The 24,537-nt window shown below is 72.1% G+C and carries 19 protein-coding genes and 2 pseudogenes; 13 read left to right on the top strand and 8 right to left on the bottom strand.

The window, feature by feature from the left end; all coding sequences use genetic code 11:
• Positions 1-118 precede the first annotated feature (118 nt).
• Positions 119-1,033 carry a LysR family transcriptional regulator gene (locus tag HUT19_RS03465; protein WP_176179001.1) on the top strand — a complete coding sequence of 305 codons (915 nt, stop codon included), beginning with the start codon at positions 119-121 and terminating at the stop codon, positions 1,031-1,033.
• 72 nt (positions 1,034-1,105) lie between these two features.
• On the opposite strand, the gene HUT19_RS03460 is transcribed toward HUT19_RS03465, so the two are convergent.
• Both HUT19_RS03460 and HUT19_RS03455 read right to left on the bottom strand, forming a co-directional pair.
• On the bottom strand, positions 1,106-2,641 hold the full coding sequence (locus HUT19_RS03460) for an amino acid permease (protein ID WP_254885415.1): 1,536 nt from the start codon (positions 2,639-2,641) through the stop codon (positions 1,106-1,108).
• A gap of 227 nt (positions 2,642-2,868) precedes the next feature.
• Complete coding sequence (locus HUT19_RS03455; RefSeq protein WP_176179000.1) at positions 2,869-3,783, bottom strand: LysR family transcriptional regulator; 915 nt, start codon at positions 3,781-3,783, stop codon at positions 2,869-2,871.
• A gap of 243 nt (positions 3,784-4,026) precedes the next feature.
• Between HUT19_RS03455 and HUT19_RS03450 the strand changes: the two genes are divergently transcribed.
• The 4 genes from HUT19_RS03450 (at position 4,027) to HUT19_RS03435 (ending at position 11,246) form a co-directional block, all read left to right on the top strand.
• Complete coding sequence (locus HUT19_RS03450; RefSeq protein WP_176178999.1) at positions 4,027-5,196, top strand: FAD-binding oxidoreductase; 1,170 nt, start codon at positions 4,027-4,029, stop codon at positions 5,194-5,196.
• 75 nt (positions 5,197-5,271) lie between these two features.
• A complete protein-coding gene (locus HUT19_RS03445) occupies positions 5,272-6,657 on the top strand; it encodes a VOC family protein (protein WP_176178998.1) in 1,386 nt (461 codons plus the stop codon).
• A gap of 64 nt (positions 6,658-6,721) precedes the next feature.
• Entirely contained in the window at positions 6,722-8,260 is a 1,539-nt protein-coding gene (locus HUT19_RS03440) for an aldehyde dehydrogenase family protein (protein WP_176178997.1), read from the top strand.
• Positions 8,261-8,570: 310 nt separating this feature from the next.
• Positions 8,571-11,246, top strand: a complete 2,676-nt coding sequence (locus HUT19_RS03435; protein ID WP_176178996.1) for a SpoIIE family protein phosphatase/ATP-binding protein — start codon at positions 8,571-8,573, stop codon at positions 11,244-11,246.
• Between the two features lie 64 nt (positions 11,247-11,310).
• Here the strand turns inward: HUT19_RS03435 and HUT19_RS03430 are convergent, their stop codons facing one another.
• Positions 11,311-11,826 (bottom strand): GNAT family N-acetyltransferase, encoded by a 516-nt coding sequence (locus tag HUT19_RS03430; RefSeq protein ID WP_176186433.1) that lies wholly within the window; start codon positions 11,824-11,826, stop codon positions 11,311-11,313.
• Positions 11,827-11,883: 57 nt separating this feature from the next.
• Positions 11,884-12,441, bottom strand: a pseudogene (locus HUT19_RS03425) (cysteine hydrolase family protein); the annotation flags it as partial.
• Between the two features lie 217 nt (positions 12,442-12,658).
• On the opposite strand from HUT19_RS03425, the pseudogene HUT19_RS03420 reads away from it, so the two are divergent.
• Positions 12,659-13,214: pseudogene (locus tag HUT19_RS03420) on the top strand (aminoglycoside phosphotransferase family protein); the annotation flags it as partial.
• Positions 13,215-13,254: 40 nt separating this feature from the next.
• Here HUT19_RS03420 and HUT19_RS03415 read toward each other — a convergent pair.
• Together HUT19_RS03415 and HUT19_RS03410 are read right to left on the bottom strand one after the other, a co-directional pair.
• Positions 13,255-14,058 (bottom strand): SGNH/GDSL hydrolase family protein, encoded by an 804-nt coding sequence (locus HUT19_RS03415; RefSeq protein ID WP_176178995.1) that lies wholly within the window; start codon positions 14,056-14,058, stop codon positions 13,255-13,257.
• Positions 14,045-14,614 (bottom strand): PadR family transcriptional regulator, encoded by a 570-nt coding sequence (locus HUT19_RS03410; RefSeq protein ID WP_176178994.1) that lies wholly within the window; start codon positions 14,612-14,614, stop codon positions 14,045-14,047. Before HUT19_RS03410 ends, HUT19_RS03415 begins: the two co-directional genes overlap by 14 nt.
• A 119-nt stretch (positions 14,615-14,733) precedes the next feature.
• On the opposite strand from HUT19_RS03410, the gene HUT19_RS03405 reads away from it, so the two are divergent.
• Complete coding sequence (locus HUT19_RS03405; RefSeq protein WP_176178993.1) at positions 14,734-15,186, top strand: nuclear transport factor 2 family protein; 453 nt, start codon at positions 14,734-14,736, stop codon at positions 15,184-15,186.
• A 170-nt stretch (positions 15,187-15,356) separates the two neighbouring features.
• Here HUT19_RS03405 and HUT19_RS03400 read toward each other — a convergent pair whose 3' ends face one another.
• Positions 15,357-16,532, bottom strand: coding sequence for an ABC transporter permease (locus HUT19_RS03400; RefSeq protein WP_254885414.1), 1,176 nt, complete (start codon positions 16,530-16,532; stop codon positions 15,357-15,359).
• Between the two features lie 94 nt (positions 16,533-16,626).
• On the opposite strand from HUT19_RS03400, the gene HUT19_RS03395 reads away from it, so the two are divergent.
• The 4 genes from HUT19_RS03395 (at position 16,627) to HUT19_RS03380 (ending at position 19,166) form a co-directional block, all read left to right on the top strand.
• A complete protein-coding gene (locus tag HUT19_RS03395) occupies positions 16,627-17,292 on the top strand; it encodes a TetR/AcrR family transcriptional regulator (protein ID WP_176178992.1) in 666 nt (221 codons plus the stop codon).
• Between the two features lie 134 nt (positions 17,293-17,426).
• Positions 17,427-18,008, top strand: a complete 582-nt coding sequence (locus tag HUT19_RS03390) for a TetR/AcrR family transcriptional regulator (protein ID WP_254885413.1) — start codon at positions 17,427-17,429, stop codon at positions 18,006-18,008.
• Positions 18,009-18,117: 109 nt separating this feature from the next.
• On the top strand, positions 18,118-18,414 hold the full coding sequence (locus tag HUT19_RS03385; protein ID WP_176178991.1) for a hypothetical protein: 297 nt from the start codon (positions 18,118-18,120) through the stop codon (positions 18,412-18,414).
• Between the two features lie 101 nt (positions 18,415-18,515).
• Positions 18,516-19,166 (top strand): LysE family translocator, encoded by a 651-nt coding sequence (locus HUT19_RS03380; RefSeq protein WP_176178990.1) that lies wholly within the window; start codon positions 18,516-18,518, stop codon positions 19,164-19,166.
• A 62-nt stretch (positions 19,167-19,228) separates the two neighbouring features.
• Here HUT19_RS03380 and HUT19_RS03375 read toward each other — a convergent pair whose 3' ends face one another.
• A complete protein-coding gene (locus HUT19_RS03375; protein ID WP_176178989.1) occupies positions 19,229-19,669 on the bottom strand; it encodes an Lrp/AsnC family transcriptional regulator in 441 nt (146 codons plus the stop codon).
• A gap of 165 nt (positions 19,670-19,834) precedes the next feature.
• Between HUT19_RS03375 and HUT19_RS03370 the strand changes: the two genes are divergently transcribed.
• Together HUT19_RS03370 and HUT19_RS03365 are read left to right on the top strand one after the other, a co-directional pair.
• Positions 19,835-23,335, top strand: coding sequence for an indolepyruvate ferredoxin oxidoreductase family protein (locus HUT19_RS03370; RefSeq protein WP_176178988.1), 3,501 nt, complete (start codon positions 19,835-19,837; stop codon positions 23,333-23,335).
• A 27-nt stretch (positions 23,336-23,362) separates the two neighbouring features.
• A complete protein-coding gene (locus tag HUT19_RS03365; protein WP_176178987.1) occupies positions 23,363-24,502 on the top strand; it encodes an acyl-CoA dehydrogenase family protein in 1,140 nt (379 codons plus the stop codon).
• Positions 24,503-24,537 lie beyond the last annotated feature (35 nt).

The raw sequence follows: 24,537 nt of genomic DNA, 5'->3' as shown, positions 1-24,537 counted from the left end.
CGCCACAAGGGCCAGCAGCGCGACAGAAATGACGCTCGAGCACCAGAGATGCTTATGCTGCGCGGAAGGCGTCTATGCTCGGGTCCCCTGTCGATCAGGAGCGTCCTCAGGAGCCGGAATGCTCAAGCCTCTGCATCTGACCACCCTGAAGGCCGTTGTCCGCAGCGGATCGTTCGCCATCGCCGCCCGCGACCTCGGCTACACCGCGTCCGCCATCTCCCAGCAGATCTCCGCGCTGGAGAAGGAGACCGGCCTGGTGCTGTTCGAGCGCGAGGCCCACGGCATCCGCGCCACCACCGCCGCCCACCGGCTGGTCGACCTCAGCGCCCGGGTCCTGGCCGCCATGGACGACCTGGACCACCAGGTGCGGGAGCTGGCCACCGGCGCCGTGGGCCGACTGCGGCTGGGCACCTTTCCCACCGCCGGTGTCCGGCTGGTGCCCGCAGCCCTGTCGGCCGCGGTCGCCGCCCTGCCCCGCGCGCAGATCCAGCTCGAGGAGGGCGAACCGGACGAGCTCGTCGCCCTGCTGACCCAGGGCGACCTGGACATCGCCCTGGTCTACGAGTACGGGCTCAGTCCACGGCAGTGGCCCGGCGGGCTCACCCCCCACCCGCTGCTGCGCGAGGACCTGGTGCTGCTGCGCGCCCGCGGCAGCGGGCTGAGCGCGGACCTCCCCCATCTGGCCCGCGCCCGCTGGATCACCAGCCGGGAGGGCACCGCGGGGGCGCTGTCGCTGACCCGGCTGTGCGCGGCGGCCGGGTTCGACGCCGATGTGGTCTTCCGCAGCAACAACTACGACGTGGTACGGGAGTTGGTGTCCGGCGGCCTCGGCGTGGCCGTCGTCCCGGCCCTCGGCCACAAGGACAGCGAACACATCGAGGCCACCCGGCTCACCCGGCGCTCGGCCCACCGCACCGTGCTGGCCCTGCACCGTGACGAGAACAGCAACCCGCTGCTCGGCACGGTGCTGGAGGCGCTGCGGCGCGCGGTGCCCCGAGACGAGCGGTATCTGCGGCCCGGCGGCGCCGCGTAGGCCCGTGGGGAGCGGGCCGGGCGGCGCGCCGCCCGGCCCGGCCGTTCCGCTACGACGCCCTCGTATCGCGCGCTATCGCACCGGGGCGGCCGCGGTGCTGTCGCCGTCCTCGGCGCCGTCCTCGGCGCCGTCCGTGTCGGACATCCACTCCAGCGCGTCCAGGTCCACCGACCCGCCCGGCATCACCTGACGGGTACGCCGGTAGCCGTACGAGGCGTAGAGCACCAGACCCACGACGAGCCAGCAGCCCAGCCGCACCCAGGTCTCCCACTGGAGGAAGGACATCAGCCAGACCGAGAACACGATGCCCAGCACCGGGACCACCGGCATCCCCGGACACCGGAAGGAGCGGGTGAGGTGCGGCTTGCGGTAGCGCAGGATCAGCACGGACGCGGACACCACCACGAAGGCCAGCAGCACCCCGATATTGGTCAGTTCGGCCACTGCGTTGATGGGCAGCAGCCCCGCCAGCACGGCGGACACGATGCCGATGAGCCAGGTGGCGCGGTGCGGCACCTTGCGCTTGGGGTGGATGGCGCCGAACCACGCGGGCATCAGCCCGTCCCGGCTGAGCGCGTACCACAGCCGGGAGGCGCCCATCATGAACGAGAACGTCACCGTGACGATGCCGATGACCGCGCCGACCGCGATCACATTGGCCAGTCCGCTCAGCCCGACGCTCTGGAAGGCGCTGGAGATACCGCTGTTCGGATTCAGCTCGCTGTAGTGCTGCATCCCGGTGAGTACGACGCACACCAGCACGTACAGCACCATCGAGACACCCAGCGACAGCATCATCGCCTTCGGCAGCTTGCTGCGGGCCTCCACCGACTCCTCCGCCGCCGTGCTCAGCGCGTCATAGCCGAACACCGCGAAGAACACCGTCGCCGCCCCGGTGAACGCCCCGCCGAGGCCGAAGGGGGCGAACGGATGCAGATTCCCGGAGTCCACCTTGGTGAACCCGACCACGATCACCACCAGCACGATGACGATCTTCACGATGGTCAGCACCGTCTCCACCCGGGCCGAGGTACGGGTGCCACGGGTCAGCAGCCAGGCCACCCCCAGACAGATCACCATCGCCAGGAGGTCGACCCGGTGCCCGGATCCGGTGCCGGGCGCGCCCAGGGCCCAGGTCGGCAGATGGATACCGACCGCGTCCAGCAGGAACCCCAGATAGCCCGACATCCCGATGGCCACCACCGCGACGATGGCCGTGTACTCCAGCAGCAGGTCCCAGCCCACGATCCAGCCCACGATCTCCCCCAGGACCGCGGCGCAGTACGTGTAGGACGAGCCCGCCTTGGGCACCATCCCGGCGAACTCGGCGTAGGCGAACGCCGCGCACAGCGACGCCGCCCCCGCCACCAGGAACGAGATCAGCACGGCCGGACCGGCCACATCACGGGCCACGGCCGCGGCCAGGCTGAAGATCCCGGCCCCGATGATGGCACCGATGCCGATCATCGTCAGCTGGGTGAGGCCCAGGGTGCGCACCATGCGTTCCCCGGCGGGCTGTTCGGAGGGGAGTGTGCGCCGGAAGATGCCCTGCGGTCCGCTTCCCAGCAGCGCGGACCGCGGCGGCTTCGGTGTGTTGGCGGGGGACATGGTTCGCTCCCTGTCAGGCAACGACGGGCACGACGGCCCGGCGTCGTGGCGTGGGTCACCACTGGCTCGGAACCATCGCCCACGACCCGCCGCCCGCAAAAGACGTGGCAGCGCGACACCTTGCGGCCCTGAGGCCAAGGGGTCCTGATGCACCGACCGTACCGGGCGCGGGCGGAAGCGGCCGGAACCGTCCCGGGGGCCGGCCCGCGCCGAACGGGCCCCCGCGCTCAGCGCCGGGCGCCGTCCCGGTCAGCGGCCACCGCCCGCAACACCTCGACCAGCGCCGACACCGTGGGACGCCGCTCGGCCGAGGACCGGAACACCACCACGATGTGGCGCTCGACCCGCTCCCGCAGCTCCACCACATCGAAACGCGAGGCACGCAGCCTGAGCATCAGATCCGTCACCGTGCTCACCCCGATGCCCGCCTCCACCAGGGCGAGGGTGGCCGCGGTGTCCGTCACCACATGGCGCACATCGGGCTCGATCCCCGCCCGGCGGCACGCGGTCCGCACCGCGCGCCCGTAGTAGCTCTCCGCCGACGGCAGGATCCAGCCCAGGTCCCGGGTGTCCGCCAGACCCACCACCGTGCGGCCGGGCATCGTCCCGGTGGGCACCGCCAGCGAGAACCGCTCCCGGTACAGCTGCATCACCCGCAGCGCCGGGTCGCGGGGGATCGGCACATCCGGATAGTCCAGGCCCAGCGCCAGATCCACCCCGCCGGTGGCGACCGCGTCGTACACCTCGTCCACGTCCATGTCGCGGCTGTGCACCGTCAGTTCCGGATGGCTGTGCCGCGCCCGGCGCAGCGCCAGCGGCAGGATCTCGGCCGCCGCCGTGGCGAACAGGCCCACCTCCAGCACCCCGGACACCTCGTTGCGCGAGCGCTCCAGCGCCTCGACCGCCTCCGCCTCGGTGGCCAGGATCCGCGCGGCGTGGCGGGCCAGCGTCACCCCGGCGTCGGTCAGCTCCACCCGCCGCCCGACCCGGTGCAGCAGCTCCATCCCGGTGGCCCGCTCCAGTCCCGCGATCTGCTGGGACACCCCGCCGGGGGTGTACCCCAGCGCCTCTGCGACCGCGGTGATGGTGCCGCGCCTGGTCAGCTCCACCAGCGAGCGCAGCTGGGCACTCGTCCAATCCATATACGGATCCTAAAAGAAAAGCCGCACTCATCGTTCATGGACGTCAACGGTTGGGGTGGGCCACGATGTCGGGCAGACAGCTGATCAGCACCTCGAGCACCGCACCCACAGCCCCTGCCGCGCCCCCGCACGCACACCGTCCCCGGACACCGTCCCCGGACACCGTCCCCGGACACCGTTCACGGAGGCCGTCCCCGGACACCTTCCGCGGGCGCCGGCACCGGCCTTCGAAGGGATCGGCCCTTGTCCATCTCACCCAGCCACGGCACCGTCCCGTCCGCCGCCGACGTCGTGATCATCGGTGGCGGTGTCATGGGCGCTTCCGTCGCCTTCCACCTCGCCGAAGCGGGAGTGCGGCGCATCATCGTCGTCGAACGCGCCGATCTGGCGAGCGGCAGCTCGGGGAAACCGATCGGTGGTGTTCGCGCCCAGTTCTCCGACCCCCTCAACATCGAACTGGGCAGCCGCAGCCTGCGCGCCTACCAGGACTTTCCCCGCCGCCCCGGCGCCGATATCCGGCTCGACACCGTCGGCTATCTCTTCCTGCTCACCGACGAGGGGCAGGTGGCCGACTTCGAGAACAGCGTCGCGATACAGAACGCCCTGGGTGTCCCCAGTCGCATGATCAGCCCCACCGAGGCCCGTCGGCTGTGTCCCTACCTGACCACCGACCGCGTTCTGGCCGCCGTGCACTCGGCGGCCGACGGCCATGCCCGCCCCGGTCTGGTGGTCCACGGCTACGCGACGGCCGCGGCCCGCGCGGGCGTCACCTTCGCCACCCACACCACCGTCACCGGGATGGACACCACCGGGGACCGGGTCACCGCCGTGCGCACCGACCGCGGCACCATCTCCTGCGCCACCGTGGTCTGCGCCGCGGGCGCCTGGTCCGCCGGGATCGGCGACATGATCGGCGTCAGCCTCCCGGTCCGCCCCGTCCGCCGCCAACTCGCCTTCACCGCCCCGCTCACCGCCCCCCGTATCCCGTTCACCATCGACTTCGCCTCCTCGGCCTACTTCCACAACAGCGACGACGGTCTGCTCCTCGGGCTCGCCGACCCCGGCCAGCCCGACGGTTTCGACACCACCTGGACCGCCGAGTGGCTGGAGCTGTTCCGGGCCCGCGCCCGCCTCCTCGCCCCGGAGCTGGCCGCGATGGAGATTGCCGGGGGATGGGCCGGGCTCTACGAGGTCACCCCGGACCACAACGCGCTCATCGGCCGCTCCACCGCCTACGGCAACTTCCTCTACGTCACCGGGTTCTCCGGCCACGGCTTCCTCCAGGCGCCCGCCGTCGGCGAGATCATGCGCGATCTGCACCTGGAGCGGGAACCCTGTGTGGATGTCACCCCGTTCGGCGCCGACCGCTTCACCAGCGGCGCCGAGACCCGCCCCGAAGCCCACGTGGTGTGAACCCCGCGCCACCCCGTACGACACTCGCCGACCGGGACCGACCCCGACCGACCCGACCGAAAGGCAGCCCCGCACATGATCAGCCAGTGGCAGCTGCGAGCCGCGTTCGCGAGGCGGCTCTCGGACATGTACGGACGTGAAGTCCCCGCCTACACCACCCTGGTGGACGTCTCCCACGAGGTGAACGAGGACGTCCTGCGCGCCGAGGGCGCCGGTGCCGAACGCCTCGGCTCCATCAGCCGTGTCACCGCGGAACGCCACGGGGCCATCCGGGTCGGCACCCCGCAGGAGCTGGCACAGGTCGCCAGGATCTTCGGTGCGCTCGGTATGCACCCCGTCGGCTTCTACGATCTGCGCGAAGCCGCCGCCAGCGCCGTCCCCGTCGTCTCCACCGCCTTCCGCCCCATCGACGGCGAGGAGCTGGCGCGGAACCCGTTCCGGGTCTTCACCTCCCTGCTCACCCCCGCCGACCCCCGGTTCTTCGACGCCGATCTGCGGGCCCGGCTGGAGACCTTCCTCGGCTCCCGCACGCTCTTCCCGCCGGAGCTGCTCACCCTCGCCGACCGGGCCGTGGCCGCACACGAGCTGCCCGACGAGGACGCCGAGCGCTTCCTCCAACTCGCCGTCCGGGCCTTTGAGCTGTCACGGGAACCCATCGACCGGAGCTGGTACCGGACCCTGGAGAAGGTCTCCGCCGTCGCCGCCGACATCGGCGGTGTCCGCAGCACCCACATCAACCACCTCACCCCCCGCGTGCTGGACATCGACGAGCTGTACCGGCGGATGACGGACCGCGGCATCGAGATGATCGACACCATCCAGGGACCCCCGCGCTGGAGCGGTCCCGATGTCCTGTTGCGCCAGACCTCCTTCCGGGCCCTGGCCGAACCCCGCGCCCTGCGCGCCCCCGACGGCAGCGTCACCAGCGGCGCCCTGCGGGTCCGGTTCGGCGAGGTCGAAGCCCGCGGTATCGCCCTCACCCGCGAGGGCCGCGCCCGCTACGACACCCTGCTGGCCCGGGTCGACGAACAGGCGGCCCAGCACCCCGCCGCCGACCGCGGTGAGCTGGCCCGCGCCCTGTGGGCCGAGGACTTCCCCGGCAGCGAACGCGAACTGGCCCGGCGCGGCCTGGGCTACTTCACCTACCACGCCGCCGCGGACCGGCCGCCCGGCACCCCGCCCGCCACCCTCGGCGAACTGCTGGACCAGGGCTGGGTGCGCGCCGAACCCATCGTCTACGAGGACTTCCTGCCCCGCTCCGCGGCCGGGATCTTCCAGTCCAACCTCAGCGGCGAAGGCTCCAGGAACACCGACCGCGAGGGCGCCGCCTACGACAGCGCCTGGCTCTCCGACGCCGTGGGACGTGAGGTGCTGGACCCCTTCGCCCTCTACGAGCGGCAGCAGAACCACTCCCTCGACCAGGTCGCCCGGGAGCTGGACCTGCTCGCCGCACCCCGCTGACCACCACCGACCCGCACCTTCGCGACCCCGCACCCCGACCACACCGACACCACCAGGGAGCACCATGACCACCCCCGCCCTTCCCACCACCGAGGCCCTGCGCGACCGCGCTCTCGACAGCCTCCGCCGGGTCGGCGTCACCCCCGAGCGGGGCAGCGACTTCCACGCCCGCACCCCCATCACCGGCGATGACCTCTTCGGCCTCGCCGCCGCCACCGAGGCCGAGACCGAAGAGGCCCTCGAGGCGACCCGCCGCGCCTTCCTCACCTGGCGTTCCACCCCCGCCCCGCGCCGCGGTGAACTCGTCCGCCGCCTCGGTGAGCTGCTGCGCGACCACAAGGGCGACCTGGCCGACCTCATCACCATCGAAGCGGGCAAGATCCGCTCCGAGGCCCTGGGCGAGGTCCAGGAAATGATCGACATCTGTGATTTCGCCGTCGGACTGTCCCGCCAGCTCTACGGCCGCACCATCGCCTCCGAGCGTCCCGGCCACCGGCTCGCCGAGACCTGGCACCCGCTCGGGGTGGTCGGTGTCATCTCCGCGTTCAACTTCCCCGCCGCCGTCTGGTCCTGGAACACCGCCGTCGCCCTGGCCTGCGGCGACACCGTGATCTGGAAGCCCTCCGAGCTCACCCCGCTGATCTCGCTGGCCTGCGACCGGCTGCTGGCCCGGGCCGCCGAGGACACCGGCGCCCCGCGCGATGTGCACCGGCTGCTGCTCGGCGACCGCGCCATCGGCGAGCGGCTGGTCGACGACCCGCGGGTGGCCCTCGTCAGCGCCACCGGCTCGACCCGTATGGGCCGCGAGGTCGGCCCCCGCGTGGCCGCCCGCTTCGGCCGGAGCCTGCTGGAGCTCGGTGGCAACAACGCGGCCGTGGTCGCGCCCTCCGCCGACCTCGACCTCGCCGTGCAGGGCATCGTCTTCGCCGCCGCGGGCACCGCCGGACAGCGCTGCACCACCCTGCGGCGGCTCATCGTGCACCGCGACATCGCGGACACCCTCGTCGACCGGCTGATCACCGCCTACCGCAAGCTGCCCATCGGCGACCCCTTCGACGAGAGCACCCTCGTCGGCCCGCTGATCTCCACACAGGCCCTCGACACCATGCGGGACGCCCTGGACCGCGTCCGGGCCGAAGGCGGCACCCTCCTCGTCGGCGGCGACCGGCGGCTGGCGGATACCGCCCCCGGGGCCGGTTACGCCGAGCCCGCGATCGTCCGCGTCGACACACAGACCCCCGTCGTCCGCGAGGAGACCTTCGCGCCCATCCTCTACGTCCTGACCTACGACACCCTGGAGCAAGCCCTCGCCCTCCACAACGACGTCCCCCAGGGCCTGTCCTCCAGCATCTTCACCCGCGACCAGCAGGAGGCCGAGTACTTCCTGTCCGCGGAGGGCTCCGACTGCGGTATCGCCAACGTCAACATCGGCACCTCCGGAGCCGAGATCGGCGGTGCCTTCGGCGGTGAGAAGGAGACCGGCGGCGGCCGCGAGTCCGGCTCCGACGCCTGGCGCGCCTATATGCGTCCGGCCACCAACACCATCAACTACTCCAGCACAGACAGCCGGCTGGCCCTCGCCCAGAACGTCAGCTTCCTCTGACAACCGCCCCCGGTGTCGGTGTCGGTGTCGGTGTCCGCGTGGCGCGGTGGCATTCTCGCGCCGCGTCACCGCGGGAACACCCGGCGTCCACGGGCCGGTCCGCGGCCCGGTGGACGCACACCCACCGCACGGGGACGAACGCACCGTGTGAAAGGGAGGTCTCGCTGACCGGCCCCCTGTGATCCGGCTCCCCGAACCGCTCACCTCCCGGTGGCGGAAGTGTTAGGAATAGGGGGTGATCGGATTTTTCGGTCGATCGAGGCGTTCCGCGCACGTCCCCTCCCGGTGGCGCCTCCGCTCCCTGCTGGGCATGCGCAGCATCGCCGGGCAGGTCTTCGCCGTACAGGTGGTGCTCGTCGTCGTGCTCATCGTCGTCGCGACGATGGCGCTGGTCTTCCAGGCGCGCAACGACAGCGAGCAGGAAGCCATCAACCGGTCCACCGCCGTCGCCCACACCTTCGCCGGCTCGCCCGGCACCGCGGCGGCCATGAGCTCCAGCAACCCCACCAAAGTGCTCCAGCCCCGGGCCGAGATGGCCCGCAAACGGGCGGGCCTGGACTTCGTCGTGGTGACGAACACCCACGGCATCCGTTACACCCACCCCCTGCCGCAGTACATCGGCAAGGAGGTCGTCGCCAACTGGCGGCCCGCCGTCCGGGGCAAGGTGGTCACCGAGACCGTGAACGGCCCGCTCGGCAAGGAGGTGCAGGCCACCCTTCCGATCCGAGCCGCCGACGGACGGGTCATCGGTCTGGTGTGCGCCGGGATGACCGCCGAGGACGTCACCGGCCGGGTCAAGCACCAGCTGCCCCTGGTGTTCGGCACCGCCGCCGGTGCCCTGGCCCTCGCCACCGGAGGCACCGCGCTGGTGGGCGGGCGGCTGCGGCGCCAGACCCGCGGTCTGGGCCCGGCCCAGATGATGCGGATGTACGAGCACCACGACGCGGTGCTCCACTCCGTGCGCGAAGGCGTGCTCATCGTCGACGACCAGGGCCGTCTGGTCCTGGCCAACGACGAGGCCCGGCGGCTGCTCGACCTCCCCCCGGACGCCGAGGGCCGCCATGTCTCCGAGCTGGCCCTGGATGCCCGCACCGAGGAGCTGCTCACCTCCGGCCGGCTGGCCACCGACGAGGTGCACCTGGCCGGGGACCGGCTGCTGGCCGTCAACCAGCGGCCCACCGGCTGGGAGGGCGGCCGGCCCGGCAGTGTCACCACCGTGCGCGACACCACCGAACTGCGCGACCTCTCGGGCAAGGCCGAGGTGGCCGAGAAGCGGCTGCGGCTGCTGTACGACTCCGGCGCGAAGATCGGCAGCACCCTCGACATCGTCCGGACCGCCGAGGAGCTCACCGAATTCGCGGTCCCGTGGTTCGCCGACTACGCCACGGTCGACCTGGTGGAACCCGTGATGCGCGGCAATGAACCCGCGGGCAGCGCCATGCGCCGCACCGCCACCACCGGTATCCGGCCCGACCACCCGCTGTGGCGCATCGGCAAGCTGATCACCTATGTCAGCGCCGCCCCGCAGGCGTTCGGCTTCGGCGCCGGGCGGCCGGTGCTCGAGGCGGATCTGCGCGCCTTCGGTGGCTGGCAGGTGCAGGACCCGGAGCAGGCCACGCGAATCGTGAACTACGGCATCCACTCGATGATCACCGTTCCGCTGCGGGCCCGGGACGTCACCCTGGGCCTGGCCACCTTCTGGCGCTCCGAGAAGCCCGAGCCCTTCGACGAGGAGGACGTGGCCCTCACCGAGGAGCTCGTCGCACGCGCCGCCGTGGCCATCGACAACGCCCGCCGCTATACGCGCGAGCACGCCATGGCCGTCACCCTCCAGCGCAGCATGCTGCCCCAGGGCCTGCCCGAGCAGGACGCCCTGGAGGTGGCCCACCGCTATCTGCCCGCCCAGGCCGGGGTGGGCGGCGACTGGTTCGACGTCATCCCGCTGCCCGGCGCCCGGGTCGCCCTCGTCGTCGGCGATGTGGTCGGACACGGCCTGCACGCCGCAGCCACCATGGGGCGGCTGCGGACCGCCGTCCACAACTTCTCCGCCCTCGACCTGCCGCCGGACGAGCTGCTCGGCCACCTCGACGAGCTGGTGACCCGCTTCGACCAGGACCAGGCCGCGGAGGACCACGACGCCCCGGCCATCACCGGAGCCACCTGCCTCTACGCCATCTACGATCCGGTCAGCGGAGGCTGCACCATGGCCAGGGCGGGCCACCCCGGCCCGGCCGTGGCCCACCCCGACGGCACGGTGACCTTCCCCGAGGTGCCCCTCGCGCCGCCGCTCGGCCTGGGCGGCGAGCCCGTCGAGACCGCCGAGCTGCGGCTGTCCGAGGCCACCCGGCTGGTGCTCTACACCGACGGCCTCATCGAGGACCGCGGCCGGGACCTCGACGCCGGGATCGACATGCTGAAGGCCACCCTTGCCGGACACCCCGAACGGAGCCCCGAGCGGACCTGCCGGGCGGTGTTCGAGACCATGGCGTCCCCGCACCCGAGTGACGACATCGCCCTGCTCGTCGCCCGCACCCGGCTGCTGGACCCCGACGCGGTGGCCGAGTGGGACATCCCCTCCGACCCCGCCGCCGTCGCCCGCATCCGCACCGAGGCCGACCGGCGGCTGGCCGGATGGGGGCTGGAGGAGGTCGGGTTCACCACCGAACTCATCCTCAGCGAACTGGTCACCAACGCCATCCGCTACGGCTCCGACCCCATCCGGATCCGCCTGCTGCGCGGCCGCAGCCTCATCATCGAGGTGTCCGACAGCAGCAGCACCTCGCCCCATCTGCGCCGCGCGGCCACCACCGACGAGGGCGGGCGCGGTCTGTTCCTGGTGGCCCAGTTCGCCCAGCGCTGGGGCACCCGCTACACCCCCAACGGCAAGATCATCTGGGCTGAGCTGCCGCTGACCGGAGTCACGTCCCCTCCCCTGGGATCCGAGGCCGAGGACCTGCTCGACCAGTGGGACGACGTCCCGGGCTGACGCGGGCCCGGACACTCTCGGCCGGTGCCGGGCAAGGGGCCCGGGCCGGGCGGTCCGCGGCCGGTCAGGAGCGGCGGCCCGGCGCCACCAGCTCACCGGCGAGCAGATCCAGCAGCAGTCCGTCGTGCAGGCTGCCGTCCGGGCGCCGCTGGTACTGCCGCATGATGCCCACCGGACGGAAACCGAGCCGCCGGTAGAGCCGGATCGCCCCCTCGTTGGCCGCCGCCGGGTCGATGGTCAGCCGGTGGTGTCCTGCCCCCTCGAACAGATGGCGGGCGAGCGTGTGGAGCGCGTCGCCGCCGATGCCCCGCCCCTGCCAGTCCGCGTGGACCGCGATGTCCAGGCCCGCGCTGCGGTACTCGGGGGTGGTCTCCTCGCAGGACTGGACGAGTCCGACGACCGTGCCCTCGCACTCGATGGCGTACGTGCGGATGTCCTCCGGCGGATCACACGCCTTCGCCGCCTCGTGGTCGGCGTCCCCCCACCAGCGGGCCACCGCCGGGTGGCCGAGAATCTCCCGGAACCGCTCCGCGTCGCCCCGCAACGCGCGGCGCAGCCGGACGGAGCGCCCCTCGAGCACCTCCCGCGCACCGTCCGCCGCCGGGTCCGCGTCCGCGGCCTTCCCGGGAACGGCGTCGAAGGTGACGTCAACGGCCCGCGCCACGATGTCGATCTCGTCACCCAGCGCCCATTCGGCCGCCCGCGACGCCAGCGCGGCCGGGACCGCCTCGTCGATGCCCTCCGCCGCCGGAACGTCGTAGGTGGCGTGGGCATCGTGCGGCAGGACCACCCGGTAGTCCAGCTCCAGCGCGGTGCGCGCCGTCGCGCTCACACACATCTCGGACATCACCCCGCACACCGCGAGCGCCCGCACCCCCGCCCCGGTCAGCAGCTCCGCCAGCGGTGTCCCGTGGAAACCGTCGTCCTCCGTCTTGCGGACCACCACCTCCCGCGGCCCCTCCACCACCGGCAGGAACAGCTCCCAACCCGGTGTCCCCGGCTCGTCCGACTCGCCCTCCCGCCCGTCGTTCTGAAGGTGCACCACCAGCGCACCGGCCGTACGGGCCCGGTCCAGCAGGTCCTTGGTGTGCTCGAGCACCTTCGGCGCGTCAGGCACTGCCTCCGGACCGGCGACGAAGGCGGTCTGCATATCGACAACCAGCAGGGCATGAACGGGGGAGACGCGGTCACTCATGCACTGATTGTCCTGTGTCTCCGCCGTATCCTCGCGTCGTTTTTCCGGTGTGCGCGGGACGTGCTGTGCGCCGGACGAACGCCATGAGGGCGCCGGAAGTTCGATCCGCGCTACGCTCACCACGGCGGTGGTCGTGATCATCGCGATCAGCGCGCAGAAGGTTCCTCATGTCCGAGTTGTTCGCCTCCCAGGCCCGGACGAAGCCGCGGACGCGGTCGACCCCGAGGCCCTGCGGATCCTGGCCGAACTGCTGGCCCGCCTGGTCGCCGTACCCGCTCCCGAGGGCCTGCGGGGGCTCTCCGGTGTCGCCACCGCCATGCTCGAACAGGCGCCACGGGCGATCCCGGCCCTGCGCGACCCCGCCGGACAGCGGCTGGTGCGCAGCTGCGCGTCCGCCATGGCCGAGCTGACCGGTGAGCCCGGCGACCGGCTGCTGCACGGGGATCTGCACTACGACAACGTGCTCGCGGGGGAGCGGGAACCCTGACCGGCCATCGATCCCGAACCGCTCGCCGGGTACCCCGGATTCGAGCTGCTGCCCGCGCTGGACCACCGATGGGACGAGGGGGGTGGCGACCGGTGGTGTGCCGCGCACGGTGCTCCGCCGCTTCGACCTCATGACCGAGGCCGTCGGCGTCGACCGGCGGCGGGCGGTCGGCTGGACACTCGGCCGGGTGCTCCAGAACGCCCTGTGGGACATCGAGGACGGCAGGACCGCCCTCGACCCCATTCAAGTGGCCATCGCCACGGCCCTGTTGACACGTCCGGCGTAACGCCGCCGCGTCCCGTGATCCGCCCCTGACGGTGGCGGTCTCACGGCGACAACGGGTCCCGGGGGACCGCCACCGGCAGCAGCTCCGGGCGCTTGGCGACGCGGTTGTCGCCCGAGGAGCGGCCCCGCAGCCGCCGGCCGAGCCAGGGGCCGAGGAACGATCCGGCCCAGCGCAGTTCGGTGCCCAAGGCGCGCCACCCCACCGCCACCGGTGTGTCCGGAGGGGGCAGCGGAAGCGCCCAGGAGTCGTCGCTCCCCGGCAGTCGGAGGGCTTCGGCCACGGCGGCGGCGATCCGTTCGTGGCCGAGCGGCGCGGCGTGCAGACGGTCCGGACTCCACAGCCGCTGATCGGTGACGACCCGGTGGTGCGCGGTCTCGGCGACCACCACGCCGTACCGGTCGGCCGCGGCGCGGATACGCCGGTTGAGGGCGTCCACGCGGCGGCTCAGCGGGCGGGCGAGCGGGGTGATCCGCGCGACGTCGGGGAAGGTGAGCGTGGCCACGCGGGCGCCCGCGGCGGTGAGTCCGGCGAACATCGCCTCCAGGTGGCCCGCCGTCTCGTCCGCGTCGAACCGGGGCCGCAGCAGGTCGTTCATCCCGGCGACCACGGTGGCCAGATCGGGGCGCAGACCGAGCGCGGGGCGGAGCTGCCCGGCATGCACCTCGGCGGCGACACGACCCCGCACCGCGAGGTTGGCGTACCGCAGACCGGGGTGGTGGACCGCGAGCCGCTCAGCGAGCCGGTCGGCCCACCCCCGCAGTCCGGTGGTGTCGTCGCCGTCGCCGAGCCCTTCGGTCTGGCTGTCGCCGAGGGCGACGTAGCGCACGTACTCACCCCCGGGCACGGGCCGCCCGCCTCTCCTCGAGCGCCGCCGCACCGCGCAGACACCAGTCCCGGTTGCCCTCCTCGAAGGTCAGCCCGCACAGACAGGTCAGATACGGTCCGATCCGGTCACCGTGGCGTAGGAACTCCTCCTCGTCGCGGTCACCGCGCATGGTCCGCAGCAGTGAACCGAACAGCTCGATCTTGGCCTCGGCGAAGGCGGCCCGCTCCCGCAGCTGCGCGATCACCGCATCGGCGTTCACATGGTCGACCGCATGGACCTTGACCAGCAGATCGTCCCGGATGAACGAGGGTTTGGCGGTGGCCGCCGTGAACCGCTCCAGCTCGGCCAGACCGGCCCCGGTGACCGTGAACAGCCGCTTGTTGGGTCGGGTGTCCTGCACCACCTCCCGCCCGGTGACCAGCCCCTCCGTCTCCAGCCGGGTCAACTCGGCGTAGAGCTGCTGCGGCAGGGCGTGCCAGAAGTTCGCCACCCCCGTGTCGAACGCCTTGGCCAGCTGATAGCCGCTCAGCTCCTCGTGCAGCAGCGCCGCCAGCACGGCATGACGCAAAGCCATCGGGCCGTTCTCCTCCCTCGCCGTTCCCGCTCTTCCCCGTCCCGCTCTGTTCGCCGGACCGTGCGCCATGATACTCAAGGAATTGACTAATCACCTTCATGAGTAGAAGGAGATACGCCATGACCACCGCAGACCGCTTCCGTACCGCCATCGAGAACGGTGACCGGGCCGCTCTCGAGGACCTGTTCACCGAGGACGTCCGCTTCTACAGCCCGGTGAAGTTCACCCCGTTCGAGGGCAGGCCCATGGTGCTCGGCCTCTTCGGCGTCCTGCTGCGCACCTTCGAGGACTTCCGCTACGTCGGGCACTTCGACGGCACGGCGCAGACCAGCTCCGACGGCACCGCGCTCCCGTCGGCCGTGCTGCTCTTCCGCGCCACGGTGAACGGCAAGGAGATCCACGGCATCGACCTCCTCCAGTTCGACGAGGCGGACAGGATCCGGGAGTTCACCGTGATGGTCCGCCCGCAGTCGGCGGTGCACACGCTGGGCGAGGCGGTGCACGCCGGGCTGGTGGCCGACGGCCTCGTCCCCGTCCCGGAGGCGGAGGAACGGACCGGAGCACCGGGCTGAGGGGACCGCGCACCGGACCGCACCGGACCGCGCACCGCACCGGAACGCGCACCGCACCGGCGCGTCGGCCCGCGCACCGGCCCGCCGGTTCCGGTACGCCGCCCGGAAACGCGTGTCGCCGCGGAGGGGAACGTCCCTCCGCGGCGACGGGGCCGGACCGGGGCGGCCGGTCAGGCGCGGGCGCCCGCCGGGTCCATCTCGGGTGACAGGCGCCGGTGTATCAGCGTGGCGGCCGCGACGGTGGCGAGCACCCCGCCGAGCGCCCAGGCGACGAGCACCGCCAGGTTCGCGGCGATGCCGTGCCCGGAGAAGTACACGAGGTGGCGTACGGCGTGGGTGGCCGCGCCGTTGGGCAGCGCGGAGCCGATCGTGCGCCAGAACGGGGGCAGCAGATCGGAGCCGTACGCGCCGCCCGCGCTGGGGTTGCCCAGCACCACGAACAGCAGCACCGTCACCCCGATCCCCAGCACACCGAAGAGGACCTGGAAGGCGACCGTGACGGCCGCCGCGCCGAAGACCACCAGCGCGCCCAGTGCCGACAGGGCGAGGAAGTGGTCATTGAGGGCGCCGAGCACCGGGCCCACGATCGCCGCACTGCCCAGACCGGAGACCACCGCGTACGGAACCGCCGCCAGCAGGCGCGCCCCGGCGCGCCGGACCGAGGAGGGACGGGCGCCCTTGGACACGCCCAGCAGCGCGGCGAAGAGATAGCCGCCCACGGTCCACCCCACCACGAGGTAGAAGCTGCTCAGTCCCCGGGCGTCCCCCGGCTGCGCCGGAACCGCGTCGTCCACCGAGACCGTGCGCTTCTGGCTCTGCTCGGCCTGTGTGATCGCCGATTCCACCGCGGTCGCGGTGGACGCGCCCCCGGCACCGGCCACCAGCAGCCGGTCGTTGCGCGACTGGGGATTCACGATCAGGGCACCACTGGTCTCCCCGTCGCGCAGCAGGGCACGGGCCGCCCGCTCGTCGGCGGCGGCGGTCGCCTTCAGGGGGTGCCCCGGTATCGCGTTGATCTGCTGCACCACTCGCTGGGCCGTCTGCTGTGGTGCGACGACCGTGATCGGGACCCGGTGCGGCTGGGGGTGGTGGAACGCGCCCACGTAGGACAGCACAAAGCCCAGCTGCAACAGCAGCGCCCCCGCGATCATCGCCGTCATCCGCGGGGTGACCGCGGCGCGCAGCTCGGCCCAGAACCCGTCCGGCGCCGTGGCGCCGGGGCGCGGCTCCTCGGCCTGCTCCTCCTCGGCCTGCGGCTCCGAGGTCTCCCCGCGCTCTTCCTGGTCCCCGCGCTCTTCCTGGTCCCCGTGCTCGTGATCCTCGCGGTCCGTGTCCGCCTGACTCACTCGACTGCACTTCCTCACTGCGTCCGAAGGTCATCCCCGTTTCGATACATGAGTGTATCGGATGTGTCTATGTATCGAACGTTAGGATGGGCCCATGGCTGACGTCAGTAACAGCGCACTCGACCGCCGGGCGCTGCGTACCGGCCTCCGGGCGGACGGCACACCCGCGCGCGTCACCCGGCGGCGCGCCGAAACCCGTGAGCGCCTGCTCGCCGCGGCGCTCTCGGTCTTCGCCGAGCGCGGCTTCGGCCGTGCGGGGATCGAGGAGATCTGCGAGGCGGCCGGATACACCCGGGGTGCCTTCTACTCCAACTTCGACAGCCTCGACGAGCTGTTCTTCGCCCTCTACGAGCAGCAGGCCGCGGACACCATGACCCAGGTGCACGCCGCGCTGGCCGGGGCCACCGCCGGCGAGGGGCTGCCGTCCCTGCTGGACCGGGTCAGCAACGCCCTGCTCATCGACCGGACCTGGGTCCTGGTGCGCACGGACTTCCTGCTCCACGCCGCCCGCAACCCCGAGACCGCGGCCGCCCTCACCCGGCACCGCGACGCCATCCGCGAGACCCTGCAACCGGTCGTCGTGGGAGCGGTGGACCTGGCCGCCATGCCGCCCGCCCTGCGTGACCCCGAGGCCCTCACCAGCGCGGTCATCACCATCCATGACGGGGCGGCGACCAGGCTGCTGCTCGATCCGGACCTCGCCACCCTGCGCCCCTGGCTGCGGGACATGCTCACGGCGCTGCTCAGCCCCCGCGCGTAGGTACGGGGCCCGCCGGAGCCGGTGGGAGAAGTCCGCCGAAGCCCTTCCATGGGCTATGTCATCCCATATAGTTACCGACTGGTAGGGCTGGTGTGGCGGACCGGCGTCCGCAGCGGGAAGGTGGTGCCCCGGGTATGAGTCCGCGCAGATCCAAGACCCGTGAGCGGATGATCGCCAGCGCTGTCGCCCTGCTGCGGGAATACGGCGCCAGCGCCACCAGCATCGACCGGGTGCTGGCCCACAGCGGCGCTCCCCGAGGTTCGGTGTACCACCACTTCCCGCGGGGGCGGGCGCAACTCATCGACGAGGCCGTGGCGTTCGCCGGGGATGTGATCTCCGGGATGATCGAAGCGGCCGCCGAGGCCGATGACCCCCTGGAGGCGATCGACGCCTTCTTCGGCCTGTGGCGCGACCGGCTGCTCGACAGCGAGTTCCGGGCGGGGTGTCCCATCGTGGCGGTCGCGGTGGAGACCAACCAGGACGCACCGCAGCTCGCCCGGTCCGCGGCCGCGGTCTTCGGCCGCTGGAAGGGCGCGCTCGCCGAGCTGTTCATCCGGAACGGACTGCCCGCGGAACGCGCCCGGCGGCTGGCCGCCTTCATCATCGCCGCCGTCGAAGGCTCGGTGATCATGTGCCGGGCGGAGGAGAGCATCGCACCGCTCGAGGCCGCGGCCGAGGAGATCCACGATCTCCTGAGCCGCGCCCTGGGACCGTGACCGACGCGGCTCGCCGCGCGCCCCGTCCCGCCCACTTCCCCGGTGTCCGTGCCCCGTTCCTTCCCCCCGCCATTCCCCATCCGGTTGATCTCTGCCCGAAGGAGCTGTCATGTCTACGCTGGAGCGCCAGGACGAGGTGTTCGTCCTCGACCTCGGGGACACCGAGAACCGCTTCCACCCCGACTGGCTCGCGTCGGTCGGGGCACTGCCGGACGACGCGCTCGCCGCCGCGATCGTCGACCGCACGGCGGACGAACAGGGTGTCCGCGAGGCCGCCATCGACATCGCTGGTCCCCTCGCCGCCAAAGCCGGGCCCACCCTCGGTCGGATCAAGACCCGGAGGTACGGCCCGGCCATCGAGGCGCTGCGGCAGAAGGACATCCCACTGGGCCGAGGCGACGGGTGAACGGGCGGGCGGGGAAGGCCGTTCGCTTACATCGTCGCCACCGATATGATCCTCCTCCCAGGAGACGTGGCGCGTACCGCGGCGTGGAGGTGAGGGCCGATATGTTCACCGACCGGTTGCTCGAGTTCGCCGCGATGTCACTGCTGGTGATCGTGATCCCGGGCCCCAGTGTGCTCTTCATGATCGGCAGGGCGCTGGCCCACGGCCGCCGCACCGTCATGGCGACCGTCCTGGGGAACACGCTCGGCTCCTACGTCCTCGTCGTCGCCGTCGCGTTCGGCCTCGGCTCGCTGGTCGAACGGTCCGCGGCCGTCTTCATGGCCGTGAAGCTGGCCGGTGCGGCCTATCTGATCTACCTCGGGGTGCAGGCGTTCCGGCACCGCACGGACATGAAGCTGGTCACGGTCGACGCCGCCGCCCGCTCCGACCGGCCCGTACACGGCGATCTGCGTACGGTCGCCGACGGCTTCATGGTGGGCGTCACCAACCCCAAGGGCATCGTCTTCTTCGCCGCCACCCTCCCGCAGTTCGTGGACCACTCGGCCGGTGCGCTGCCCACCCAGATGATGATCCTCGGCCTGGTGCCGATCGGCATCGGCCTGGTCACGGACACCCTCTGGGGGCTGACGGCGTCGGCGGCCCGCACCTGGTTCGGCCGCTCCGAGCGACGGCTGTCGATGATCGGGGGAGCGGGTGGCTTCGCGATGGTCGGTCTCGGTGTGACGGTGGCGGCCACCGGCCGCCCGGACTGAGCACCTACCGTCCAGCGGCCCCCGCCCTCCGGCACCCTCGGCAGCCGCACCCGGCAGCGCGCTCAGGCGTTGCGCGTCCAGGAACCCAGCACCATCAGCGTCTTGGTGCCGGTGACCTGCCCGGCACGGCGCAGACCGTCGATGATCTGCTGAAGGTGCTCGATGTCCCGTACGCGCACATGCACCAGCGCGTCCGGGTCACCGGCGATGGTGAACACCGCCTGCACCTCGGGAACCTCGTACGCGGTGCGGACGATCTCCCCGACCGGTGTGGTGCCCGTGTACGACAGCTCCACGAACGCCTCGATGCCCCAGCCCAGCTTGGTGTGGTCGATCTGCACGGTGAACCCGGTGACCACCCCGCTCTCCCGCAGCCGGTCCACCCGCCGCTTGACCGCGGCCACCGACAGCCCCACCGCGGGCGCCATTTCGGAGAACGTACGGCGGCCGTCCTCCCGGAGCATGCGCAGCAGTTGGCGGTCCACCTGGTCTATCTCGGTCATCGGCACACCCTCTCCGGCCCCTGTTGGATGCAATAAATTATACTCGGGGTGCCCTGTTCGAGGAATCGTTTGCGTCTCTCGCCCAATCTCTCGCAACCTTCTTGTGCCCCTGGCCAGGTGTTGCTGTCCTGAACACTCGAACCCCACGACGACGAGGAGGCCCGGGTGAGCACCGTCCCCGCCGCGGTATCGCTGCACGACAAGTACACGGCCCGCGGTGGCCGGGTGCTGATCTCGGGCATTCAGGCACTGGTCCGGCTGACGCTGGAACAGCGCCGCCTCGACGAGGAGCGCGGACTGAACACCCGCGCGTTCGTCAGTGGCTACCAGGGTTCGCCGCTCGGTGGCGTCGACCTGGAGATGGGCCGCGCTCACCGCTTCCTCGACCCCGCCGGTGTGGTGTTCCAGGCGGGCCTGAACGAGGAGCTGGCCGCGACGGCGGTGGCGGGCACCCAGCTGCTGGACCAGGTCCCCGGAAGCCGCCACGACGGTGTCACCGGATTCTGGTACGGCAAGAACCCCGGTCTGGACCGGGCGGCCGACGCCATCCGCCACGCCACGCTGGCCGGTACGGCCCCGCTCGGCGGCGCCGTGGCCTGGATCGGCGACGACCCTGCCAGCAAGTCGTCCACCGTGCCCAGCTCCTGCGAGCCGATGTGCCAGAGTCTGGCCATGCCACTGCTCGCCCCCGGCTCCGTCGCCGAGATCATCGAGTTCGGGCTGCACGCGGTGGCCCTGTCCCGCGCCACCGGGCTGTGGACCGGGCTGAAGATCGTCGCCGATATCGCGGACGCCTCGGCCACCGTCGACCTCGACACCCTCCTGCCGGAGATCCCCGCCCCGCGCCGTACCCCGCGCGGCACCCTCCCCACCCTCGTCGGCCCCGCGTCCCTGGACGCCGAACACGACATGCTCACCCGCCGGCTGAACCTCGCCCGCGCCTACGCCCGCGAGACCGGTCTGAACCGGATCACCTACAGCGCCCCCCGCGCCACCCTCGGCGTGGTGGCCTCCGGCACCTCCTACGCCGTGGTGCAGCGTGCCCTGGCCGACCTCGGTATCGACGAGGCCGCCATGGAGACGCTCGGACTCCGGCTGATCCGGCTGGCGATGCCGTACCCGCTGTGTGCCGAGGACCTGGTCGCCATGACCGGTGACCTCGACGAGGTCCTCGTCGTCGAGGACAAGGTGCCCTTCCTCGAAGGACATCTGAAGGAGGCCCTCTACGGCACCAAGGACGCCCCGGTCGTGGTGGGCCGCCACCGGGAGGACGGCCGCCCGCTGCTCACCGCGCGCGGCACCCTGGAGGCCGAGGACATCGCCCGGGCCCTGGCCGACCGGATCGGGACCGAGCGGCTGCCGCACACCGCCGCCGCCCACCTGGCCTCCCTCGCCCCCAAGGCCCCCGCCCGGATCGCCCTGCCGACCGTCTCGGCCCGCACCCCGTACTTCTGTTCCGGCTGCCCGCACTCCACCTCGACCCGGACCGACAGCGACACCCTCGTCGGTGTGGGCATCGGCTGCCACGTGATGATCGCCCTGGACGGCACCAACCGCGGCCACCAGATCGGTCTGACCCAGATGGGCGGCGAAGGCGCCCAGTGGATCGGACTGGCCCCCTTCACCGACGACCGCCACTTCGTCCAGAACCTCGGCGACGGCACCTTCCACCACTCCGGATCCCTCGCCGTCCGGGCCGCGGTGGCCGCGGGCGTCACCATGACCTACAAGCTGCTGTACAACGACGCCGTGGCGATGACCGGCGGGCAGCGCGCCGAAGGCCGCCTGGACGTACCCGCCCTGACCCGCTGGCTCGCCCTCGAAGGGGTGCGCAAGGTCGTCGTGACCACCGCACAGCCCGAGGACTACCGCGGCATACGCCTGGACCCGATCGCCACCGTGCGCCACCGCGACGACCTGCCCGAGGCCGAGAAGGCCCTCGCCGCCACCGAAGGCGTCACGGTCCTCATCCACGACGACCGGTGCGCGGCCGAGGAGCGCAGGCTCCGCAAGCGCGGCCAACTGCCCACCCCCGCCGAGAAGGTGGTCATCAACGAGCGGGTCTGCGAGGGCTGCGGTGACTGCGGCGATGTGTCGACCTGTCTGTCGGTGCACCCCGTGGAGACCGAGTTCGGCCGCAAGACCCGTATCCACCAGGCGTCCTGCAACTCCGACTTCAGCTGTCTGAAGGGTGACTGTCCGTCCTTCCTCCTGGTCGAGCCCAAGGCCGGGGCCACCGAACGGGCCACCGGGCGGCGCACCGTACCGCCGCTGCCGGTGGAGCTGACCGACCCCGTCCCCGCGATCACCGGGGACAGCACCCTGGTGCGGATGCCCGGCATCGGCGGCACCGGCGTGGTGACCGTCTCCCAGATCCTCCAGATGGCCGCCCACCTCGACGGCCGCTACGCCGCCGGGCTCGACCAGACCGGACTGGCCCAGAAGGGCGGGCCCGTCGTCAGCGACGTACGGATCTCCACCGCACCGGTGACCGGCGCGCTGCGCGCCTCTCGCGCCACCGCCGACGTCCTGCTCGGCTTCGACCTGCTCGGCGTCGCCGCCGACAGCAATCTGCGGGTCGCCCGCCCCGGACACACCATCGCGATCGTCAACACCGCCCTCGTGCCCACCGCCGCCATGGTGACCAACCGCGTTGTGGCCCCCGGCTCCCCGGACGACTCGCTCGAGCGCATCGCCTCCGCCACCCGCCCCGAGGCCAACGTCCACCTCGACGCCCAGGGCCTGGCCGAGGCGGTCTTCGGCGACCACATGCCGACCAACACCCTGCTGATCGGAGCCGCCTTCCAGAGCGGCTGTCTGCCGCTGTCCGCGCGCGCCATCGAGGACGCCATCCGGCTCAACGGCGCCGCCGTGGACACCAATCTGGCGGCCTTCGCCTGGGGACGCGCCGCCGTCATCGACCCCGAGGCCGTCCGGCGCGCCACCACCACCCCCGAGCGGCCCGTCGTGCACATCACCCCCGTCGCCCGCACCCTCGCCACCGCCGTGGCCGCGGGTGGCAGGCTCCAGGACACGGTCGCGCTGCGCGGCGCCGACCTGATCGCCTATCAGAACGAGGCGTACGCCCGGCAGTACAGCACCGACGTACGGGAGGTGGCCACCCTCGCCCGGGAGCGTGCGGGCGAGGAGAACGGGGAGCGCGTCGCGCTGGCCTACGCCCAGGGCCTGTACAAGCTCATGGCCTACAAGGACGAGTACGACGTGGCCCGGCTGCATCTGGACACCGTCGAACGCGCCAGGGTCACCGAGGAGTTCGGCCCGGGCGCCTCGGTCTCCGTCATGCTCCACCCGCCCCTGCTGCGCGCCATGGGCATGAAGCGCAAGATGCGGCTGCGGCGCTCCGCCCCCGCCGTGTTCCGCACCCTGTACGCCCTGCGGGGGCTGCGCGGCACCCGGCTGGACATCTTCGGCTACGCGCGGCTCCGCCGCGAGGAGCGCGCCCTGATCGAGGAGTACCGGAACCTGGTCCGGACCGCACTGACCCATCTGACTCCGGAGAACACCGATGAGGTGGAGGAGCTGGTGCGGCTCGCCGAGGGCATCCGTGGCTACGAGGACATCAAGCTGGCCCGTATCGCGGAGTTCCGCGACCGGGCGCGCGGCGCACTCGCCGAACTCAGTGCCCCCACGGCCGTTTCCGCCTGATCCGCCAGCACCAGTCCAGGAGCCGCCATGCCCGTCGACCGTCTGCTGCCCACCGGGGAAGCCGAGGATCTGATCGACCTCGTCCGGGACATCGCCGACAAGGAACTCACCCCGCGCGTGGAGGAGCACGAACGCGCCGAACGCTATCCCGAGGGGCTGTTCCGCCTGCTCGGCGAGGCCGGACTGCTGAGCCTGCCCTGTCCCGAGGAGTACGGCGGAGGGGACCAGCCCTACGAGGTCTACCTCCAGGTGCTGGAGGAGCTGGCGGCGCGCTGGGCGGCCATCGCCGTCGCGGTCAGCGTCCACACCCTCGCCTCCTTCCCGCTGCTCACCTTCGGCACCGACGCGCAGCGCGAGACATGGGCCGGCGACGTCTTGGCGGGCCTTCTCGTCGGCGGCTACAGCCTCTCCGAGCCCCAGGCCGGATCCGACGCGGCCGCCCTGACCTGCCGTGCCGACAAGGACCCGGACGGATACCGGATCAACGGCGCCAAGGCGTGGATCACCCACGGCGGGAGGGCCGACTTCTACGCCCTCTTCGCCCGCACCGGCCCTGGCAGCGACGGCATCTCCTGCTTCTTCGCCCCCGGACAGACCGACGGCCTCACCTTCGGCCGCCCCGAGGAGAAGATGGGGCTGCACGCCATCCCCACCACGGCCGCCTTCTGGGACGGCGCCCTCCTCGGACCCGAACGGCTCATCGGCGGCGAGGGCCAGGGGCTGCACATCGCCCTGAGCGCCCTGGACTCCGGCCGGCTGGGCATCGCCGCGTGCGCCACCGGACTGGCCCAGGCCGCCCTGGACGCCGCGGTCGACTACGCCCATGAACGCACCACCTTCGGCCGCAAGATCATCGACCATCAGGGGCTCGGCTTCCTGCTGGCCGACATGGCCGCCGCCGTCGACTCCGCCCGCGCCGCCTACCTCGACGCCGCGCGCCGCCGGGACCGGGGACGCCCGTACGGCCGCCAGGCCAGCGTGGCCAAACTGATCGCCACCGACGCCGCGATGAAGGTCACCACCGACGCGGTGCAGGTCTTCGGCGGCTACGGCTACACCCGTGACTACCCCGTCGAGCGCTATATGCGCGAGGCGAAGATCATGCAGATCTTCGAGGGGACCAACCAGATCCAGCGGCTGGTCATCAGCCGTCATCTCGCCCGCTGAACCCGCTGAACCCCCACCCCCCGCCTGGTGACAGG

This window comes from Streptomyces sp. NA02950 (assembly GCF_013364155.1).
Lineage (GTDB): Bacteria > Actinomycetota > Actinomycetes > Streptomycetales > Streptomycetaceae > Streptomyces.
Note: the sequence above shows the minus strand (reverse complement) of the source record. Positions and strands in the feature narration are given on the sequence as shown.

Coding starts and splice junctions, on each gene's coding strand:
- HUT19_RS03460 (WP_254885415.1), bottom strand. CDS start 2,641: ATGTCCCCCGCCAACACACCGAAGCCGCCGCGGTCCGCGCTGCTGGGA.
- HUT19_RS03380 (WP_176178990.1), top strand. CDS start 18,516: ATGTTCACCGACCGGTTGCTCGAGTTCGCCGCGATGTCACTGCTGGTG.
- HUT19_RS03395 (WP_176178992.1), top strand. CDS start 16,627: ATGGCTGACGTCAGTAACAGCGCACTCGACCGCCGGGCGCTGCGTACC.
- HUT19_RS03465 (WP_176179001.1), top strand. CDS start 119: ATGCTCAAGCCTCTGCATCTGACCACCCTGAAGGCCGTTGTCCGCAGC.
- HUT19_RS03445 (WP_176178998.1), top strand. CDS start 5,272: ATGATCAGCCAGTGGCAGCTGCGAGCCGCGTTCGCGAGGCGGCTCTCG.
- HUT19_RS03405 (WP_176178993.1), top strand. CDS start 14,734: ATGACCACCGCAGACCGCTTCCGTACCGCCATCGAGAACGGTGACCGG.
- HUT19_RS03385 (WP_176178991.1), top strand. CDS start 18,118: ATGTCTACGCTGGAGCGCCAGGACGAGGTGTTCGTCCTCGACCTCGGG.
- HUT19_RS03435 (WP_176178996.1), top strand. CDS start 8,571: ATGCGCAGCATCGCCGGGCAGGTCTTCGCCGTACAGGTGGTGCTCGTC.
- HUT19_RS03390 (WP_254885413.1), top strand. CDS start 17,427: ATGAGTCCGCGCAGATCCAAGACCCGTGAGCGGATGATCGCCAGCGCT.
- HUT19_RS03440 (WP_176178997.1), top strand. CDS start 6,722: ATGACCACCCCCGCCCTTCCCACCACCGAGGCCCTGCGCGACCGCGCT.
- HUT19_RS03455 (WP_176179000.1), bottom strand. CDS start 3,783: ATGGATTGGACGAGTGCCCAGCTGCGCTCGCTGGTGGAGCTGACCAGG.
- HUT19_RS03365 (WP_176178987.1), top strand. CDS start 23,363: ATGCCCGTCGACCGTCTGCTGCCCACCGGGGAAGCCGAGGATCTGATC.
- HUT19_RS03410 (WP_176178994.1), bottom strand. CDS start 14,614: ATGGCTTTGCGTCATGCCGTGCTGGCGGCGCTGCTGCACGAGGAGCTG.
- HUT19_RS03375 (WP_176178989.1), bottom strand. CDS start 19,669: ATGACCGAGATAGACCAGGTGGACCGCCAACTGCTGCGCATGCTCCGG.